The 18,654-nt window shown below is 60.9% G+C and carries 22 protein-coding genes; 19 read left to right on the top strand and 3 right to left on the bottom strand.

The features are described from left to right. Positions 1-317 precede the first annotated feature (317 nt). The 5 genes from BLT96_RS07245 (at position 318) to BLT96_RS07225 (ending at position 5,800) form a co-directional block, all read left to right on the top strand. The gene (locus tag BLT96_RS07245; RefSeq protein ID WP_090863071.1) at positions 318-1,091 is read left to right on the top strand and encodes a SpoVA/SpoVAEb family sporulation membrane protein; all 774 of its coding nucleotides are present in this window, start codon (positions 318-320) and stop codon (positions 1,089-1,091) included. A gap of 357 nt (positions 1,092-1,448) precedes the next feature. Continuing rightward, positions 1,449-2,210, top strand: a complete 762-nt coding sequence (locus BLT96_RS07240) for a DeoR/GlpR family DNA-binding transcription regulator (RefSeq protein ID WP_090863068.1) — start codon at positions 1,449-1,451, stop codon at positions 2,208-2,210. Continuing rightward, positions 2,207-3,112, top strand: a complete 906-nt coding sequence (gene pfkB / locus BLT96_RS07235; RefSeq protein WP_090863066.1) for a 1-phosphofructokinase — start codon at positions 2,207-2,209, stop codon at positions 3,110-3,112. Before BLT96_RS07240 ends, pfkB begins: the two co-directional genes overlap by 4 nt. Before the next feature lie 102 nt (positions 3,113-3,214). Then, entirely contained in the window at positions 3,215-5,176 is a 1,962-nt protein-coding gene (locus BLT96_RS07230) for a PTS fructose transporter subunit IIABC (RefSeq protein ID WP_090863063.1), read from the top strand. A 222-nt stretch (positions 5,177-5,398) separates the two neighbouring features. Continuing rightward, on the top strand, positions 5,399-5,800 hold the full coding sequence (locus BLT96_RS07225) for an acylphosphatase (protein ID WP_090863060.1): 402 nt from the start codon (positions 5,399-5,401) through the stop codon (positions 5,798-5,800). A 38-nt stretch (positions 5,801-5,838) separates the two neighbouring features. Here BLT96_RS07225 and BLT96_RS07220 read toward each other — a convergent pair whose 3' ends face one another. Further along, positions 5,839-6,408, bottom strand: a complete 570-nt coding sequence (locus BLT96_RS07220) for a metallophosphoesterase family protein (RefSeq protein ID WP_090863057.1) — start codon at positions 6,406-6,408, stop codon at positions 5,839-5,841. A gap of 150 nt (positions 6,409-6,558) precedes the next feature. Then, positions 6,559-6,846 (bottom strand): DUF1294 domain-containing protein, encoded by a 288-nt coding sequence (locus tag BLT96_RS07215; RefSeq protein WP_090845968.1) that lies wholly within the window; start codon positions 6,844-6,846, stop codon positions 6,559-6,561. 176 nt (positions 6,847-7,022) lie between these two features. Between BLT96_RS07215 and BLT96_RS07210 the strand changes: the two genes are divergently transcribed. The 9 genes from BLT96_RS07210 (at position 7,023) to BLT96_RS07170 (ending at position 13,708) form a co-directional block, all read left to right on the top strand. After that, positions 7,023-7,523, top strand: a complete 501-nt coding sequence (locus BLT96_RS07210; RefSeq protein WP_090845814.1) for a hypothetical protein — start codon at positions 7,023-7,025, stop codon at positions 7,521-7,523. A gap of 9 nt (positions 7,524-7,532) precedes the next feature. Then, positions 7,533-8,285 (top strand): GntR family transcriptional regulator, encoded by a 753-nt coding sequence (locus tag BLT96_RS07205; protein ID WP_090863052.1) that lies wholly within the window; start codon positions 7,533-7,535, stop codon positions 8,283-8,285. Position 8,286: 1 nt separating this feature from the next. After that, entirely contained in the window at positions 8,287-9,009 is a 723-nt protein-coding gene (locus BLT96_RS07200) for a GntR family transcriptional regulator (RefSeq protein WP_090845819.1), read from the top strand. Positions 9,010-9,180: 171 nt separating this feature from the next. Further along, complete coding sequence (locus BLT96_RS07195; RefSeq protein WP_090863051.1) at positions 9,181-10,242, top strand: SIS domain-containing protein; 1,062 nt, start codon at positions 9,181-9,183, stop codon at positions 10,240-10,242. A gap of 16 nt (positions 10,243-10,258) precedes the next feature. Continuing rightward, on the top strand, positions 10,259-11,107 hold the full coding sequence (locus tag BLT96_RS07190; protein ID WP_090845828.1) for a sugar phosphate isomerase/epimerase family protein: 849 nt from the start codon (positions 10,259-10,261) through the stop codon (positions 11,105-11,107). Continuing rightward, a complete protein-coding gene (locus tag BLT96_RS07185; RefSeq protein ID WP_090845830.1) occupies positions 11,104-11,523 on the top strand; it encodes a PTS sugar transporter subunit IIA in 420 nt (139 codons plus the stop codon). The genes BLT96_RS07190 and BLT96_RS07185 overlap by 4 nt, the downstream gene beginning before the upstream one ends. Before the next feature lie 29 nt (positions 11,524-11,552). Beyond that, entirely contained in the window at positions 11,553-12,023 is a 471-nt protein-coding gene (locus BLT96_RS07180) for a PTS sugar transporter subunit IIB (protein WP_090845831.1), read from the top strand. A 43-nt stretch (positions 12,024-12,066) separates the two neighbouring features. Next, positions 12,067-12,846 (top strand): PTS mannose/fructose/sorbose/N-acetylgalactosamine transporter subunit IIC, encoded by a 780-nt coding sequence (locus BLT96_RS07175; RefSeq protein ID WP_090845832.1) that lies wholly within the window; start codon positions 12,067-12,069, stop codon positions 12,844-12,846. Next, positions 12,836-13,708, top strand: coding sequence for a PTS system mannose/fructose/sorbose family transporter subunit IID (locus BLT96_RS07170; protein WP_090845971.1), 873 nt, complete (start codon positions 12,836-12,838; stop codon positions 13,706-13,708). The genes BLT96_RS07175 and BLT96_RS07170 overlap by 11 nt, the downstream gene beginning before the upstream one ends. Before the next feature lie 182 nt (positions 13,709-13,890). Here BLT96_RS07170 and BLT96_RS07165 read toward each other — a convergent pair whose 3' ends face one another. Next, positions 13,891-15,006, bottom strand: coding sequence for an AAA family ATPase (locus tag BLT96_RS07165; RefSeq protein WP_090845848.1), 1,116 nt, complete (start codon positions 15,004-15,006; stop codon positions 13,891-13,893). A 269-nt stretch (positions 15,007-15,275) separates the two neighbouring features. Here BLT96_RS07165 and BLT96_RS07160 point away from each other — a divergent pair, with 269 nt between their 5' ends. From BLT96_RS07160 to BLT96_RS07140, 5 genes are all read left to right on the top strand, one after another. Then, positions 15,276-15,683 (top strand): pyridoxamine 5'-phosphate oxidase family protein, encoded by a 408-nt coding sequence (locus BLT96_RS07160; RefSeq protein ID WP_197674336.1) that lies wholly within the window; start codon positions 15,276-15,278, stop codon positions 15,681-15,683. Between the two features lie 53 nt (positions 15,684-15,736). Then, entirely contained in the window at positions 15,737-16,114 is a 378-nt protein-coding gene (locus tag BLT96_RS07155; RefSeq protein WP_157692192.1) for a hypothetical protein, read from the top strand. A gap of 329 nt (positions 16,115-16,443) precedes the next feature. Next, a complete protein-coding gene (locus tag BLT96_RS07150; protein WP_090863045.1) occupies positions 16,444-16,830 on the top strand; it encodes a GntR family transcriptional regulator in 387 nt (128 codons plus the stop codon). Next, positions 16,818-17,816 carry an ABC transporter ATP-binding protein gene (locus BLT96_RS07145; protein ID WP_090863042.1) on the top strand — a complete coding sequence of 333 codons (999 nt, stop codon included), beginning with the start codon at positions 16,818-16,820 and terminating at the stop codon, positions 17,814-17,816. The genes BLT96_RS07150 and BLT96_RS07145 overlap by 13 nt, the downstream gene beginning before the upstream one ends. Further along, positions 17,816-18,541: an ABC-2 transporter permease gene (locus BLT96_RS07140; protein ID WP_090863040.1), complete on the top strand. Its 726-nt coding sequence runs from the start codon at positions 17,816-17,818 to the stop codon at positions 18,539-18,541. Before BLT96_RS07145 ends, BLT96_RS07140 begins: the two co-directional genes overlap by 1 nt. Positions 18,542-18,654 lie beyond the last annotated feature (113 nt).

The following is an 18,654-nucleotide window of genomic DNA, read 5'->3' as shown; positions in this document are numbered from 1 at the left end:
TTCGCAGCAGACCCTGCGCATACGGTACGCGTACGAATCTGCACATGTTTACGCTCAGTTTACGGTCAGTCTACGAACAAGCCTGTCAGCTCTCCGTCGCTCGCCGACGGCGTGCTCGCCGGGCGAGAAGAGCCTCCCGCTTTCTTGCACTTCTCGCCCAGGCGTTTGTTCTTGCGAACAGTAAGACGTGTTACCTTGGCACTCTAATCTGGACGCGTGACTGTATGAAGCGCGGCTCTTTCCCCCCATAATTTACGCGTCAATCAAAATGGGATTCGTGTGGCCCGCGTGCGGCGCGGCCGGCTGGAGGGGTGATCATGGCAGAAAAGAGCCAGTCGAAGGCGAGTCTGTACGCGCTCTGCTTTCTGGTGGGAGGAGCGTACGGCCTCATTGGCCAGCTCATAGGTGTCGCGCTCGAGCCTGTTGTTGGTCCGGCGTTTGCCGCCCCGTGCACCCTGCTTTGCCTGGGCGTCCTCGCAGTCGTCCTGTACGTTCCCGGCATCCACCAGAGGATCGCGGCCGTCAGCGGATTTGGCTCCATCCTCCCGTTTAACGGATTTGCCTGTGGCATTGCAGATGCCTTTCAGGCTGGTCACGCAAACGGAGGTGGATTTGCGGGCGGCATCAGGAGCGTTGGCCGACTCTTCCTTCACGTTATCGTCCTCAGCTCCGTGGTGAACATGCTTGCGGGCGCCCTGGCCGCGTTCGTCACGCTGCCTAAGCTGCCCGTGCCGCAAGCGCCTGCCATGCCGCTGGCGTTGCTTGCGGGCTTTGTCGTCGCGGGCCTCGTTTGCATCGCGTTTCAGGCCGTGACCGACGCCGGCGGCTTCCAGGTGCCAAACGTGCTGTTGGTGGGGCAGTCGCTCGGCGGCGTGCTCACGCTGTTTGGCGTTACGGACGTCCTTGCGGCAGTCGGCGGGTACTCGTTCAAGATTCTGGTCATGGGCGCCGGCCAGGCTGTCATGGCCACGACGACGCTCGCGTTTGCGGGAAACGCCCTCATGCTGCTCGTCACCTGGGGAACGTTCTTCGCGCTTGCGTTGTTTGGCATCGTGGCGGCGCTGCTGAACCTCAGGCTTCGCTCCAGGTAGGTCGCGCGCCCAGTGCATCGTGCGCGGTGCGCCGCGTCCGTCGGGCTGCGTCGTCGGGCAAGAAGGACTTCCCTGCGTTGCAGAAACCTTCCGCCACGTTCGCCCCTGGCGCTTCAACAACTTATGAGCTTCTCCCGAGGCCCGGTGTCTGCGTGCAGGCATCGGGCTTCTCGCATGCGCGCCCTGACCGTTCGCGACCGCTTTACACCTGACCGTTCGCGACCGCTTTGCACCTGACCGTTCGCGGCTGCATTTCAACCGTACAGTCAAAAACAATCATCGTAAGTGACTGAAAATGATTGTAAATGACGGAAACCTGGTGCATACTGCTTGGTAGTGAAAGGGAGGTGCCAGACGATGCTTGCCACGGAACGTCACGACCTCATACTGCGCCTCGTCGCGGAGCGGGGGAGCGTCACCACGCCCGAGCTCATGTCCGCGCTCGACGCGTCGGAGTCGACCGTTCGTCGCGACCTGGATGCGCTCAGCAGCCAGCGCAAGATCGTCCGCGTGCACGGCGGCGCCTGCGCACCAAAGCGGCGCCTCGTGGTGCAGGATTCGCCCGTCGCCCAGAAGCGCGCCCAGAACCTGCCCGCGAAGGAGCGCATCGCCGCGTACGCGGCCGCCCTCGTGGGTCCGGACGACTTTGTGTACGTCGATGCGGGCTCGTCCACCATGCTTCTTGTGGAGCACCTGACCGAGACCCGCGCGACGTTCGTCACCAACTCGCTGCCGCATGCCCAGGCGCTGCTCGCAAAGGGTGCGAAGACCTACCTCCTTGGCGGGATGGTGAAGCCGGTGACCGAGGCCGTCGTGGGGTCGGACGCCATCGCGGCCCTGGCGCGCATGCACTTTACCGTAGGGTTCTGGGGCACAAACGGCATCTCGCCCGACGCGGGCTTCACTACGCCGGAGCTCGAGGAGGCAAGGGTGAAGGAGGCCAGCCTGCGCCAGGCGCAAACTGCGTACGTGCTGGCAGACTCAAGCAAGTTCGGCCAGGTCTCGCTCGTGACGTTTGCGCAGTTTGACCAGGCGACCGTCATCACGGACCACGTCGATCCGGATGGCACCTATGGCAACGCCCCCAACATCGTGGACCTAGAGGAGGAGCACCAATGATCTACACCGTCACCTTCAACCCCTCGATCGACTACATCGTGAGGATGCCCCGGCTGGAGCCCGGCGCCATCAACCGCGTGACGTACGAGGACATCCTGCCGGGTGGCAAGGGCATTAACGTGAGCATCGTGCTCTCGAACCTGGGGCACGAGTCCTGCGCCCTCGGCTTCGTCGCGGGCTTCACGGGCGCAGAGATCGTCCGCCTCATGCAGACGTCCGGCGCCAAGAGCGACTTCATCCAGGTCGCGGAGGGCATGTCCCGCATCAACATGAAGATCAAGGCCGCCGAGGAGACCGAGATCAACGGCATCGGCCCCAAGATCTTGGATTCAGACATCGAGGCGCTCTACGCCAGGCTCGACGCGCTCAAGCCGGGTGACACCCTCGTGATCGCGGGTTCCGTCCCCTCGATGCTCCCGTCCGACATGTACGAGCGCATCATGGGCAGGCTCGACGGGCGCGGCATCAACATCGTGGTCGACGCGGAGCGCGACCTGCTCGTGAAGGTCCTGGGCTACCACCCGTTCCTCATCAAGCCCAACAACCACGAGCTGGGCGCCATCTTTGGCGTGGAGCTCGCCACGCGCGACGAGGTCGTGCCCTACGCGCGCAAACTACAGGAGAAGGGCGCGCGCAACGTGCTGATATCCATGGCGGGGGAGGGCGCGGTCCTCGTGCCCGAGTCCGGGGACGTCATCATGAGCGAGGCCCCAAAGGGCACGGTCGTCAACTCCGTCGGCGCGGGCGACTCCATGGTCGCCGGCTTCCTGGCGGGCTACCAGGAGAGCGACGGCGACTATGCCACCGCGTTCAAGATGGGCGTCGCGACCGGCTCTGCGAGCGCCTTCTCTGCAAAGCTTGCGACGCGTCCCGAGGTCGAGGCGCTGCTCAAGACCCTTTAGCGCTTCTCGACCGCTTTCATTGCATGGCATGCCGGCCCCACACGGGGGCAGGCTCCGTTGGGCGCACCGGGTGCGCCCGTACGTAAGAGAGGAGAGTCAGACGTGAAGATCACGGACCTGCTCAAACCCGAGGGAATCAAGGTGGGCGCCACGGCCAAGAGCCAGGACGACGCCATCGACCAGCTGATCGCCCTCCAGGACGCTTCGGGCAACATCAGCGACACCGTTGCGTACAAGAAGGCGATCCTGGCCAGGGAGGCGGAGTTCTCCACCGCCGTCGGCGACGGCATCGCGATTCCGCACGCAAAGACCTCGGCCGTCAAGCGGCCGGGACTCGCGGCCATGACCGTGCCGGCCGGCGTGGAGTGGAACGCCCCCGACGACGCGCCCGCGGACCTCATGTTCATGATCGCCGCGCCCGAGGGCCAGAACAACACCCACCTCGAGATGCTCGCCCAGCTGTCGAAGCTCCTCATGCACCAGGAGTTCGCGGACGCCCTGCGCGCCGCCAAGACGCCGGAGGAGTTCTGCTCCGTCATCGACCGCGCGGAGGCCGAGCGCGAGGCCGCCGATGCCGCGAAGGCAGCGCCCGAGGCGGTGGCGGCCGCCGGATACCCCGAGGTCCTCGCAATCACGGCCTGCCCCACCGGCATCGCCCACACCTACATGGCGGCCGAGAACCTGGAGAAGAAGGCCAAGGAGATGGGCGTCACGCTCAAGGCCGAGACCCAGGGCTCCGCGGGCGCGAAGAACGTCCTGACCGCAGACGAGATCGCCCACGCCAAGGGCATCATCATCGCCGCGGACAAGAACGTCGACCGTGCGCGCTTCGGTGGCAAGCAGGTCCTCTCCACCAACGTCTCCGCGGGCATCAACGAGCCCCAGAAGCTCATCCAGACCATCCTCGACGGCAAGGCACCCGTCCAGGAGGGCACCACGGTCACGGCCGCAGAGACCGCGGGCGAGAAGGACTCGGCCTGGCACGTGATATACAAGCACCTCATGAACGGCGTCAGCCACATGCTGCCCTTCGTGATCGGCGGCGGCATCCTCACGGCGATAGCGTTTCTCGTCGACCAGCCGGGCCTCGGCACGGCGGCGTACGGCTCCTCGATTCCCGCCGCGGCCTTCTTCAAGACCATCGGCGGCGAGGCGTTCGGCATGATGCTCCCGATCCTGGCGGGCTTCATCGCCATGTCCATCGCGGACAGGCCCGGCCTCGCCCCCGGCTTCGTCGGCGGCCTGTTCGCCAAGACCGGCTATAGCCTCACCTACCTCACGCTCATGAACTCCGACGCCAAGGCGGCTGCCGCGTCGTGCGTCTCCGGCGGCTTCATCGCGGCGCTGTTCGCAGGCTTCGCGGCGGGCTACATGGTCCTCGGGATCGAGAAGCTCTGCGACCACATGCCCGATTCCCTCGAGGGCATCAAGCCCATGCTCATCTACCCGCTTCTGGGCACCCTCGCCATCGGAGCCGTCATGTTCCTGCTCAACCCGCTGTTCGGCGCCATTAACACCGCGCTCAACAACGGCCTCAACAGCATGGGCACCACCAACGTCATCCTGCTCGGCGCCGTCGTCGGCGGCATGATGTCCATCGACATGGGCGGCCCGTTCAACAAGGCGGCCTACGTCTTCGGCACCGGCGCCCTCACCGCGGGCACCACCTCCGGCCAGCTCGTCATGGCATCCGTCATGGTCGGTGGCATGGTTCCGCCTCTGGCCATCGCCCTCTCCACGACCCTCTTCAAGAGCAAGTGGTCCAAGGCAGATCGCGACGCCGGCATCGTGAACTACATCATGGGCCTGTCGTTCATCACCGAGGGCGCCATCCCCTTCGCCGCGGCCGACCCCGGCCACGTCCTTCCGTCCTGCATTATCGGCTCCGCGCTTGCCGGCGCACTCTCGGCGGCGTTCGGCTGCACCAGCCCCGCCCCGCACGGCGGCGCCTGGGTAATCGCCGTCATCGGCAACCCCATCGGCTACCTTGCGGCCCTTGCCATCGGCTCTATCGTGGCGTGCCTGATTCTCTCGCTCTGGAAGAAGCCGTACCAGGAGGCCTAGTGCCAGGAGGCCAACTCTTTCACACAACGTAGCGTCCCCCAAGAGGCGGCGGTCCATCGTGGCCGCCGCCTCTTCGCATGGTCGCGCGTTGCCATTCGCCTCCGCTTCTCTATTCGCCCCCGTCCCACCGCACCGACTGCCGCGCCTCGGGGAATACTTTCCCCAAGACCAACGTGCGCCGTCGGCGCGACGTCAAAGCAATCCGGAAGGGGAGGGGGAGGCATGGGTTTTCGCTGGCCGTGGAGGCGCAAGGCAACAGCGTCCGTGCCGGACGAGATGGCCGCCGCAAAGCATGCCGGCGCGCTCGCCCAGGACATCGCCCGCGCGGGAGGCGGTGCCCCCCAACGGCTTCGCCTGCGCTACGCGGGCAAGGTCCAGGCCGTGGGCTTCCGCTTCCAGGCGCAGATGCTTGCCAAGAGCACGGGCTGCGTCGGCTGGGTCCAGAACCTCGACGACGGCGACGTGCTCGTCGAGGTCCAGGGCACGCCCTCCCAGCTCAAGGCGTTCCGGCGCGGCATCCAGGACCTCTCTGACAGCCCCGACACCTGGATCTCCTGCCGCCTTGCGTCGCAAACTACGGTGCCGCTGGCGCAGGGCGAGAAGGACTTTCGCGTTCGGTATTAGGGAGCGGCCTTAGACCAAGCCTGCTGCCTGCAGAAAGGTTACAGCTCGTGCCTCTCGACGCGCACGTCCTTACCGTCTATCACCATCGTCATGAACGTGCAGCGCCCCGATCCCGGCTTCGGCATGAGCGTGCCGGAGTTCACCACGAGCGCGTCCGCGGGTCCTCCCGTATCAACCTGCCAGCGGTGCGAGTGCCCGTAGATCACCACGTCCGCGTCGAGTGTCGCCGCGCGCTGCCGCAGCCGTACCAGGCGAGGGGCGCGGTACGTGTGCCCGTGCGTCACCATGATGCGGTGCGTCACGTCACCTCCGCGCTCCGGTGCTCCCTGGTGGTAGCCAAGCGCCCGCACGCCCGCGATACCGTCCGCAGCAACGTCAATCACGAGCTCGTCCGCCGGATGTATGGGTTCAAGTGCGGCGTCATTGTTGCCGTGCACAAGATAGATGGGCTCGGGAAGGTTCAGCTCGTCGATGGTGGCCATCGGCATCTGCAGGTCGCCGGCAATCAGGATGGCGTCCACGGGGCCACCGGCCCGCGCGGCCACCACCGCGTCCTGAAAGTGCCCGACCTTCGTGTGTATGTCAGAGCAGACCATGAGCCTGACCATGCGGCCTCCAACCCTCAAACCCAAGCGTGGTTACAGTGTAGGCGCGAAGCATGCCGCAGGGATGGCAGGCCATATCAAGACGAGAAGAGCGACACGTCGTGGTCGATGGTCCTTCTCATCCAGAAGCTCTTGTACGTGTGACGTGCTGACCTATCCCTGCGTCAGCCAAGCCAGAAGAGCGGCCTGAACAATGAGCATGGCGGGAACCCCAAGGTAAAACAGGGGCTTGCGTGTCTTGTGGTGCGCAACCCTCATACCCAGAAGACCTCCCGCAGCGCCGCCAACTGCGGAGCAGCCAAGCAAAACCTTCTCGGGGATGCGCCACGCACCTCTGACGGCTCTTGCCTTGTCCAGGCAGAAAAGCGCAAAGGTGATGGCGTTGATTGCGGCGAGGTATGCCAGAAGGGTGTCCGAGCCCCATGCGGTAAGCGTGTCCATGCGCAAGATTGTATCGCACACACCAGCTGTGGCCCATCACGCCCATCCCCTTATCGCTTGCCGTTTGTGGTCGCCGCTGTGCATGCGAAGATATTCAAGTTGGCAAAATGGTATCAATTAGAGTTATCTTGTATGTATCGACTTACAATGTCAGTCTCGGTTGATGGGAGGGACACATGTCGCTCTTTGGGAAGTCTGCCAAGCAACGCCTGGAACAGTCAGGCTTTACGATTACGAAGACTCTCTTCGAGGCACCGCGGCTTTCCATGGTGCCGTCTCTGTACATGGACGAGAATCACCGCAAATGGGCCATAGTGCTGCATGGCATGGAGCCCGCCATTCACGACTACGAGGATATTCTCGACTGCAAGGTGATAGAAAACGAGGAAGTCGACGTCCGAAAGGACATGAGTCGTCGCGACCTCTTTGAGAGCGTGCTCGAAAACCCCGCCGCGGTGGCGCGGGCGAACGCAAGCAGAGGAGGCAAGTACTGCACGCGCATGGACGTCGCACTGACGGTAAGGGGAACGCCTGGACAGGAGTCCACCATCGGCATACCCCTTATCGGCAGGGAGGTCCTGCGTAGTTCGAAGACCTATGTGCTTCTTCGTCAGGGGGCGGATAAACTGTGTGAGGACGTGCTGCGCATGAGGGATGCGAGCAAGGTTTCGTCGTAGGAGAGTACGTTGGTCCGCGGGAAGATTCCGCCGGCAGATGCTGCGGTCGAGAACATTCGAAACTACATTAATGTAAACGGCCTCTCTGAGGGAGAAAAGCTGCCCTCGGAACGAGACATGTGCGAGATGTGGGGGATATCGCGCTCTGCGTTGCGGAGTGCTATACGACACCTGACGACTATGCACGTTCTCGAGAGCCGTCAGGGATCGGGTACCTACGTCGCGCCCGCGCGCCCCATTTCATACTCGGGCGTCGGGAAGGTCATGGGCTTTAGTGACAACGTCCGTAGCAGTGGACATACGCCAAGCTCTCTGGTGGTGAGCCAGGGGACGTGCGATGCGGACGCCCACGTTGCGAAGAAGATGGGCATCGACGTCGACCATGCCGTCTTCAAGCTCGTCCGTCTGCGCCGTGTGGATGGTCTTCCATGCATGTTAGAAACCTCGATGGTTAACACTGACGTCTGTCCTGGTATTGCCTCGCATGACTTCTCAAGGGAATCTCTCTTTGACGTGATTCGGGATGGCTATTGTCTGGATATCGCCCATGGCTGGGACAGCCTCTCGATTTCTAGGCTAGACGAGTGGGAGGCGGACTTGCTAGGGGGAAAACCTGGTGCATCTGTGTTCTTTCAACAGGGTGTGAGCAGAGATGGCGACGGTAGATGCATCGAGTATTACAAGTCCGTCATTCGGCCAGATAGGTATACGTTCGTCAGTCTCTGCGGATGGCCCGTTGACTCTCAGAAGGCACTTTGGTGACATGATGGAAAACTTGGACACGGATAAGCCAAAGTACATACAGATTCGCGAAATCATACGTGATGAGATCGAAGATGGCCTCTACGAGCCCGGTAGCGCCATTCCCTCGGAGAACGATCTCGCGGAGCGGTTTGGGACGACGCGCCTGACGGTAAGAAATGCCATAGATGCACTCGTTGCCGGCGGACTGTTGCGCCGTGTCCAGGGTAAGGGCGTTTACGTTATGTCGGAGCGACTCGGTGAGGCCGATGCGCTCGAGCTTGTGGGCTTTCGTGAAAGCGTCAGGGAGAAGAACGCGGTGCCGTCCGTCAAAGTTCTCTCTAAGGCTCGGCGTCCTGCAGGGGGCTTCTTCTCACATCTCTTCGAGATTGGCGAGAATGATGACATTCTCGCGATCAAGCGCGTGAATTACGTGGATGACGTGCCCCTGATGATAGAGCGGACGTTTATTCCAATCTCCCTCTTTCCGAAAATCGAGTCCGTTGACGTTGGCGTTTTCTCTCTTTACCAAGTCTATGGCATGTTTGGGCATACCGTCGCATCGGCTGTCGAGCACCTCGATATGGTCGAGCTGGGAACGCGCGATGCACACCTGCTAGGAATCGAGGAGGGCTCTGCCGTCATTTCCTACGAGTGCGTGAGCTATGACGAAGACGGCACCGCGTTGGAGTTCGCGTCCTCGTATCGTCGCGGAGACCTTGGCGGGTACTCAGTAACGTATTAATACGTTAGCTATACCACTTAACAACAATTAAATACCATTCATCCTAAATGAGCGTGATTAGCCCATAAATGGTTCTAAATATCGCTAAGTTATCAATCAAATGGTTACAAAAAGTGCGCACATGTAATCAATAGATACCAAAGGTGAACGAGTGAGGGCGGAGGACAGCTTATGAAGGAGACCGAGAAGGTCGAGATTGTTTACTTCGACCAGGAGGGCTATCTCGAGGATGGCAAGGAGCTCTACAAAATCGGCAAGCAGGTGAAGCAGTTCGCGGATGAAGTTTGTGACGAGGGGTTCGACCACCTCTTCCTGATGGGCGTCGGTGGCACTTGGGATGAGTTTCTGCGCATGCAGTATGTCATGAACAAGTATGCCGACGCAGACCATCAGGTAACGCTCCTCCATGCTGCAGAGTTCAACGTGATGGGCAGCAAGTCCATGACGAGCAATTCTGTGGTGCTCACCTCGTCCGAGTCGGGAACCACCCCAGAGGTCCTGCAGGCGGTAAAGACGCTCAAACAGATGGGCGTGCGGGTCTATGCGATGACGAAGGCAGACGGCCCCATCGGACAGGCAGTGGGAGCCGATCACTGTGTTGCCATGAAGAACGATCATGGTAGCGGCGGATGCGAGAAGGGCTACTATCTCGCGGACTGCTTCGGTCTGAGGATTCTCAACCGTCAGGGCTTCTTCCCGAAGTATGACGAGTTCATTGAGCAGAGCAAGGGTTTCTGGCCGGCGCTCCTCGACATTCGCAAGCAGTTCGAGCCAAAGGCGGAGGCGTTCGCGAAGAAGTATGCGCTTGCGCCTTACACGATGTTCATCGGCTCTGGCGCACTCTGGGGAGAGACCATCCTGTTTGCCATGTGCCTACTCGAGGAAATGCAGTGGAAGCACACCCGCTACATCAGCTCTGCGGACTTCTTCCACGGAACGCTCGAGCTCGTGGAGCCCGGCATTCCCGTTGTCCTCTTCAAGGGCGAGGATGAGTGTCGTGCGCTCGACGACCGTGTCGACGCATTCCTCAAGAGCGGGCGTACCGGGGATACGGACGTGACCGTCATTGACACGAAAGAGTATGCAATTCCCGGGCTCGACAGCGACTTCCGCATGATTCTCTCTACCTACATCATCTCTGTGCTTACTACTGATCGCATGTCAAGGCACTACGAGCTCGTCACGAAGCACAACCTCAACTACCGTCGCTACTACCACCAGTTCGATTACTAAGACGGGTCCTGATCGCATGACGTTGCATCAGAGGTTCCGGGCGGCTGCTACGAACTGTGCCTACAGGTTCTACTCGCTTGAGTATTTTTTCTCCTCCTCCCAAAGGGAGGGCTTCGATGCCGTCGAGCTCTGGTGCGGTCCCATGCACTTCTTTATGGACTATGCTGCAAACGATTCCGTGAGCCACATTGCCGCATTGTCAAAAAAGAGCGGTCTTCCCATCTGCGCCATCTGCCCCGAGCAAAACAACCCCAAACCCTCGAACGTTGCCGCACGTGGAGATGATGCGATTCGGAGAAGTCGGCAGTATTTCAAGCGGGCAATAGATGTGGCGGCGGACTTGGGTGCTGGAATGGTCTCCATTACGTCTGGTTGGGGATTCCTGGACGAGTCTCGAGAGGCGGCATGGGATCGAAGCGTGCGAATGCTGTCGACACTGGGGTCTTATGCCGGCGAGAGGGGCGTGACGCTTGCGCTTGAGGCGCTTCAGCCAGAGGAGTCAAACCTGTGCAATTGCGTGCGGGACCTTCGGACGATGCTCGAGGATGTGGGGAGTGCGCACCTCAAGGTGCTACTCGACACGGGTGCGATGTGGCGTGCGGGAGAGAGCGTGCGAGACTACATGGACGCATTCGGTAAGGATGTCGTGCATTGTCATTTTACCGATGCGAGAGAGACGTCTCACCTCGCGTGGGGCGACGGAGTACGGGATATGAGGGGCGATCTTCTCGCCCTTGCGGAAGCCGGTTATTCGGGATGCCTGACGTTTGAAAGTGTTGACCCGCGCTATTTTGTGGATCCAGCCGCTGCGGACCGACAGTCGCTGGCGGCACTAAAGAGGAATCTGGAGGAATTTGATACATGAGCAGGCAGTACATCATCGCTTCTCATGCGCACTTTGCGGAGGGCATCTTTGAGAGTGTGAAGCTCCTGGCGGGCGACCGGGATGACGTGAGTGTGCTGAATGCGTTCGTCGACGGGAACGACGACGTGGAGGCGGCGTCGAGGAGTCTTGTCGAGTCCATGCCTGACGACACGGATGTCGTTGTGCTCACCGATCTCATGGGAGGGAGCGTGAACAACGAGTTCACAAAGCTCATGCTGGCGAGGCCGAATGTCTACCTCGTCACGAACATGAACCTGCCACTCCTGCTCACGCTCTTTCTCTCCGATGAAGACGAGGACACGGAATCCTTGCTGAGGCAGCTTGTCTCGAGTGACGAGGTAAGGCCGAGGTTCGTGAATGACGACTCAGCCATCGAAGAAGACGAGGACTTCTAGGCTCACAACTGAAACAAGGGGGTTCGAACATGATTCTGCTGACCAGGGTTGACCACAGGCTGTTGCATGGCCAGGTCGCCGTCTCGTGGGTGCAGGGTTTGCAGGCAAATTGCATCTTCTGTGTGGGAGACCACGTGGCGAACGATCCCGTTTGGAAAATGACCCTCAAGATGGGCAAGCCAGCGGGATGCAAGCTCGTGATAAAGGATATGGCCCATGCAATCGAAGCCATCAATTCCGGAGTCACCGACAAGTATCGGATGCTCATCTGCGTGCAGACCATCGCGGAGGCGAAGCAGCTCATCGACGGATGCCCTCAGATAAAGAGCCTGAACCTCGGAAACACCAAAGGGAGTCCTACGACGCGTGAGGTGGCGCGCCAGGTCTTCCTTGAGCCAGAGGAGGAGAAGATTATTCGCGAGCTGCTGGACAAGGGGGTGGAGGTGGAGATTCGTCCTCTTGCGGACGATCCGAAGGTTGAAATCCAAGACGTACTCTAGCGGTCGTAAGAATCTCGCAGCAACATTTGATTAGGAGGAGAGCATGCTTGTTAAGGCGATACTGATTTCGCTTGTGGCGGCATTCGCCATGTTTGATTATCAGCTCGGCACGCTCTACGCGTTCAGACCGATTGTGACCTGCCCGCTCGTAGGTCTCATCCTGGGTAATCTGCCGGCAGGTCTCGCCATTGGCGCGAGCTTGGAGCTTCTGTTCATGGGAAACATCTCCATTGGAGCCTACGTTCCGCCTGACGAGAAGGTGGGCAGTATCCTTGCGTGCGCCTTTGCCATAACGCTGGGCAAGGGTACCGAGGCTGCCCTCGCGCTCGCCATGCCCATCGCAACCATCTCTCTTGCCATCAGCAACGTCATCAATGGCCTCATGCCCGTTATAGTCGACAAGGCGGACGTTGCGGCGGCGAAGGGCGACCTGAAGGGTGTGTATGCGGCACACTGGGCTATCGGACTCGTCGGGGTGGTAAAGGACGTCCTTCTCGTCGGATTTGCCTACTACCTGGGCGCCAATGCGGTTCAGGGCATCTTGGACTGGATTCCCTCCTTCATCATGGACGGCTTCGGAATCGCTGCCAACATTCTTCCCGCAATGGGCTTCGCAATGCTCGGCCGGCTGGTGCTCAAGCGTGAGGTCATGCCGTTCTTCTTCCTCGGCTTCCTGCTTGCCTCTTACATGAACGTGCCATCGCTTGGCGTCGCTCTCATTGCGATCATCATCGGAATCGAGAAGTTTGGCCTTTTGAATCCTCAGGCCAACACCGACAGTCCACAGCTCGCGGCGGAAGGAGATGATGACGATGACTTCTAATGAGGCCATGGTTGCGGGACAGGGCGTTTCACAGGAGGAGAATCCCTACAAGATTACGAAGAAGGACCTAATTAGGTCTTCCCTTAACTTAGGTGCTCTGGGCATGGAGTTCTCCTGGACCTACTACAAGCAGATGAACCTTGCATTTTGCCTGATGGTGGCGGGAATGCTCAAGAAGATCTATCACGGCAGACCTGATGACTACGCGGCGGCCCTGCATCGCCATGCGGCGTTCTTCAACATCACGGTGCAGTTTGCGCCGTTCGTGGGTGGCATCGCGATGGCAATGGAGGAGCGTGTAGCCCGCGGGGAGATTGAACCTGAGTCCGTCAACGACGTCAAGGCTGCTCTCATGGGACCGCTCTCCGGCATCGGCGACGCAATCTTCCTCACCACGATTCGCGTTATCGCCGCTGCTGTCGGCATCTCGCTCTGCCAGGCGGGCAATGCCGCCGGGCCTATCGTCTTCCTGCTCATCTATAACATCCCTGCCTTCTGGCTTCGCGTTTGGGGTGTTCAGAAGGGCTATTCGATGGGTGTGAGCTTTCTCGAGAAAGCGTCTGAGAACGGGCTCATGACCAAGGTGATGGCTGCCATTGGCATCGTTGGTGCCATGGTTATTGGCGGTATGACCAAGGACATGTTCTGGGCGACCATTCCCGTACAGATTGGTGAGGCGGTTAAGGGCAAAGACCCGACTACCATCCAGAGTGTTCTGGATGGAATCATGCCTGGCATTGTTGGCATGTGCGCCTTCTGGATCTACTACTGGCTGCTCTCCAAGAAGATTAACCCGATGTGGCTCATCCTCGGTACCATGGTGCTCGGCGTGGTCGGCGCGTTCTTCGGTTTCTTGGGATAGAAGTGTCTACTCTACGCTGCCGCTCGTTCACTGATTATGGCAGCATAGACGTAGGACGAGAAGGGCTTCCCCCTTATTGCCGCGAGCGTTCGTGGTGACGGTGGGAAGCCCTATTCCTTATATGCGTTTAGAGATGCTGCTTCATGCCGAGGCGGATGGGGTGTCGAACCCTGCTCTTCTCCCTAGAAGTCCTCTTCCTCGAGCTTCTCTAGGGCGAAGTCGCGCCATCCCGGCAGCTCGAAACCAACCTTGCCACGTCCGCGCTCCCCGATGACTCCTTCCTCGAGGAGACGTCTTCTGTACTGCGCCGCATAGCCCGTGCTCTTGCCCATGCGATTTGCAATGTCGGCGGTCAAGCTTACATCCTTGTCTGGGAGCATCGCTTTCACGAAGGCGAGGTCGCCATCGGAAAGCTCCATGTAGGTGGTCTCCAGTATATTGGACCGCATCTCGTACCTTGCCGCCTCGATGCCCCTTTTGGCGGCGTTGAGGTCAATGCGGTTGCCGTTGCTCTTTGGCCACATACGGTATCCCACCAGCTGCATCATGAAAGGGAAGCCGTCGATTGCGCGTGTTGCGGCAAACAGCGCCTCGTCAGTTATCTGCTTGCCTCCCGCTTCGATGGTCTCTTTGAGTGCGACGCGGATGTCGCTGTCGGGAATGCGCGTAAGCTGATGGCGAGCCGCTCTTCTGAGGAAGGATATTGACTTGTCGTTAAGCACGCGCGACACCTGGTAGGGAAGACCGGCTGCAAGGAGCGAGATTCTTCTGCCCTCTGCAATGAGGTGCTGGTAGACGGAGGCGAGCTGCACCATCTCGTCGAACTCGGATTGAAGTTCGTCGATTGTGATGACAAGGCCGACACCGTGTGGCTCCAGCTCGTCCAAAAGTGAGGTCAGGCGGGACCTCCAGTTTTTACCTGCATTATTGCGGTCGGCGTACTCCCATCCCAAGGATGCAACGCCACCGATGCCGATAGAGTTGATTCGCGCCTTCTGCTCCTGCGCAAGAAGGTGCGAGCCAGATCTGGCAGCTTGTTGAAGGATATCCTCGAGCATGCCGGGGACCGATGAGACGCGCGCGGTAATCCACCCACGCTCCTCCGCCTCGTCTGCAAGAAGGGTGAGAAGTGTGGTTTTTCCAGTACCTCTGGCACCGGTGAAGATGGTCGTCAGGTTGGGGTCGCCGGGTCCGTTTACGAATGCGTCCTCGATGTTCTCTATTACGTAACGGCGACCTGCCATGAAGGGTGGCACTTGTCCGAATCCGGGCGTGAACGGGTTATCGAGAGTGGCCATGTGTCCCCCAATCGCAAATTCTATAGTGTTTCGGTCTACCTATATGGTATCCGGCTCCCTTGATTTCTTTTGCAACTTTTGGGAATTTTGGCAAATTTGGTATTTTTGGTAATCCGTTTGCGCAGGTAGATATACATATCTGTTGCGCATGAGCCGGCTGCGGAGCGTCGGTGGCTCTTCTCGCCCGCCCACTCGGCGCGTTCCCGGAAACAAGGTGCGATCTTGGGGTAAGAGGAGAAGTACGAATATCTCAAGGTTTGGAGCTCGCCATGGCGGACATCAACGACGTGTACAGGTTCTTCAAGAGCGAGTCGCCCACGTACTTCCTCGCGACGGAGGAGGGCGGGCAGCCGCGCGTTCGCCCGTTTGGCACGGTCGACCTCTTTGAGGGCAGGCTCTACATCCAGACCGGCAAGAAGAAGGACGTCTACCGCCAGCTGCTGGCCAACCCCAGGGCGGAGATCTGCGGCGTCAAGGGCGGAGACTGGTGGCGCGTCTCGGGCGAGCTCGTGCCGGACGATCGCGTGGAGGCCAAGCGCCACATGCTGGACGCCTACCCGGCGCTGCGCAAGATGTATGACGAGAACGACGACAACACCATCGTCCTGTACTTCAAGAACGCGACAGCCCGCTTTAGCTCCATGGTGGGAAGGCCTGCGGAGACCGTGGAGTTCTAGGGGCTGCAACGGGGCTGCGACGCCCACGTGCGATGCCTGCGTGGGGGGGAAGCATGAGCTCACAGGGACAGGACCCAATGGAGGCCCTCGTTGGGCTGGCGCTTCGCGTGCTGGTCGCGGCCGTGGTGCTGGGGGTGGCGTTCCAGGTGTGCGAGCTCATGGGTCCCGTTGCGCGTGCGATCGCGTGTGCGTGCGGCGTCGCGGTCATGGTGTCGCTCCCGCTCATGACCGCGCGCATGCTCCTTGGTCCCGACGTACGGCTTGACGACCGCGCAAAGGCGACGCTTGGGGTGTTGTTCGTTACCCTTGCGGTCCCCCTTGTGGCGCTTGGCATGGGAGGGAGCCTTAACGGCGACAGCGCGGCGGTCATGGTGCTTGTGCCGGAGGTGGCGTTTCTCGCCTCGCTCGGCAGTCGCCCCGGCGCGCAATAGCCGACTCCAGACAAGGTAAAGATCTAACTCCAGACAAGGTAAAGATTCGCGCCCACAGCGTTGTGTGTCGCGGGGCGAGAAGTACGTGCTGCCACGGTGGTCGCGTCCTTCTCGCCCCGCGTTTTGTGACTTGCGGCACTGGCGGACGGTGCGGCGCGAGGAGCGTGCCCAAGCGGAGTCGGGTACGACGTGCGACGTCCGAGGCTTCTCCATTGACAATAGCGTATATATACGATATATACAGTATACCCGCTTGAGTACAATGGTTGCGACCCTGTGGGGTCGCGTGGGAGCTTGGGCGGAAGTTTCGTGAAAGAGGGGAGGCGCGCGTGCAGATTGTCATATCGAACTCTTCGGACAAGCCGATTTACGAGCAGGTGGCGTCGCAAGTTCGCTCGCTCATCATGTCTGGCGAGCTTGTGGCCGGCCAACAGCTGCCATCAATCCGCGCACTGGCAGCAGAGCTGCGCATAAGCGCAATCACCACAAAGCGTGCGTATGCGGACCTTGAGGCCCAGGGTTTCATCTGTACCGTGCCCGGCAAGGGGAGTTACGTGGCGGGGGACAACCTTGAGCTGCTGCGCGAGGAGCGCCTGCGGCAGGTTGAGGCGTCGCTCGCGAAGGCCGTGGAGGACGCACGCCTGGCAGGCATCGGGAAGGAAGAGCTGCACGAGATGCTCGACCTCGAGCTGGAGGAGGAGCGATGGGCGCGGTAACGAAGGAACGCGAGGCGACCATGGGGCGTCCGTACCGCACCATGGAGCCGTCCGGCGAACCCGCAGCGTTGGAGCTGCGCCACGTTGCAAAAGGCTTTGACGACTTTGCCGTGCGGGATGTCTGCCTTTCGGTTCCCTGCGGCTCAGTCGTGGGACTCGTGGGAAGAAACGGTGCCGGCAAGACGACGCTCATGCGCCTGGCACTTGGCACGGCGAGGCCTGACAGGGGCTCTGTTGTGCTGTTTGGACAAGACGTGACTGCGGCGGGGCAGGAGGCGCACGCTCGGGCGCGCATGCGTACGGCCACGGTCGCGGCCGTGTGCCCGTATCCCGGCTATCTCACGATTGGCGAGGTAGCGACCGTGTACACGCTTTCGTACCCGACGTTCGACCACGCCGCGTTCGAGGCTCTTCTCGACCGCATGGACATCATGCACCAACCCGAGGGCGCGCACCGGCCGGTCTCGGCGGGGTTGCGCGTGGGCGACCTCTCGCGCGGGCAAGGCATGAAGCTGCAGCTTGCGGCATGTCTTGCCACGGGTGCGGACCTGCTGGTACTGGATGAGCCCACGGCTGGCCTTGACCCCATCGTTCGCGACGAGCTGCTGCAGATGCTGCGCGAGCACATGGCCGCGCATCCGGATTGCTCCGTGTTGGTGTCGTCTCACATCACGGGCGATTTGGAGCGCCTGGCAGATTACATCGTGATTGTGGACGAGGGACAGGTAATCCTTTCGGCCGAGAAGGATGAGCTTACCGACGTGATGGGCGTGGCGCGGCTGCTGCCCGCCCAACTGGAGCGCGTGCTGGACGAGGGGATTGTGCCGCGCGGGGAACTGCGCGTGCGCGAAGACGGGCTTGCCGGTGCGAGCGAGGTGCTGGTGCCCGACCGCGCTGCGTTCGTTCGCGCGTACCCCGACATGGTGTGCGACCGTGCTGCGATAGAAGACGTGATGCGGCTGGTCGTCCTGGGAAGGAGCCTGTGATGAGCAAGGCGTATCTGTACTGCGACTGGTGCTACATGAGGTCAAACCTTCGTGCCAGCCTCAAGTCCATGCTGCTGGTGATGCTGATTGTGTCGATACCGGTGGTCCTGGGATCCGCAGACGGCGTTCGTAACCTTGATGCCACCATGCTCGTGAACACGTTCGCGTGCATGGCGCCGGGAATTCTGGCGGTAGGCGGCATGACGGGGCTCTTTTACGCTGATGAGGCCGACGGCTGGCAGGAGGCCCGGCTGTGCCTGCCCGCAACGCGGGCGCAGCTGGTGGGTTCGCGCTTTCTCCTGGCTGCGGTTATGGTGCCGGTAGCCACTCTTGCGGGCGCACTCGTGGGCGTGGCGGTTACGGCCCTCACGCGCCTTGCGCCACAGGCGTTTGGCACGTGGCGCCTGAGCTCGGACCTTGTGGTGGGCGTGTGCCTTGATGCGATGGTCATGCTTGTGGTAACGGGCTTCCAGATGGCGGTCTACTTCGCCATGGGCGCGCGCCGTGGCCGTGTTATGGGGCTTGTACCAGCGCTTATGGTGGTTATCGCGCTAGTGGGGCTTACGGGATCCGGCGTCGCCATGATGGATGCGAATGGTGGCCCCGCCATGCCCAGCCCATTTGCCACGGCGCTGTTTGTACTAGCGTGGCTTGCGGGGAGCGTTTGTGCGTACCTGCTGGCGCTTGTGGTGGCGCGTCGCGCGTTCGCCCGTCGCGAACTGTAGGCGGGTCCAACTCCGCCTGACATTACCCTCGCGCGCATGCAAGAAAGGCGGGTCCCGTACTGGGACCCGCCAGAGGCGAACGCCGTATCAGCTGCAGTTTGCCGTGCGAGGAG

The sequence above is a fragment of the Parafannyhessea umbonata genome (genome assembly GCF_900105025.1).
In the GTDB taxonomy this organism is placed as follows: domain Bacteria; phylum Actinomycetota; class Coriobacteriia; order Coriobacteriales; family Atopobiaceae; genus Parafannyhessea; species Parafannyhessea umbonata.
This window is presented reverse-complemented; position numbering and strand designations above follow the sequence as displayed.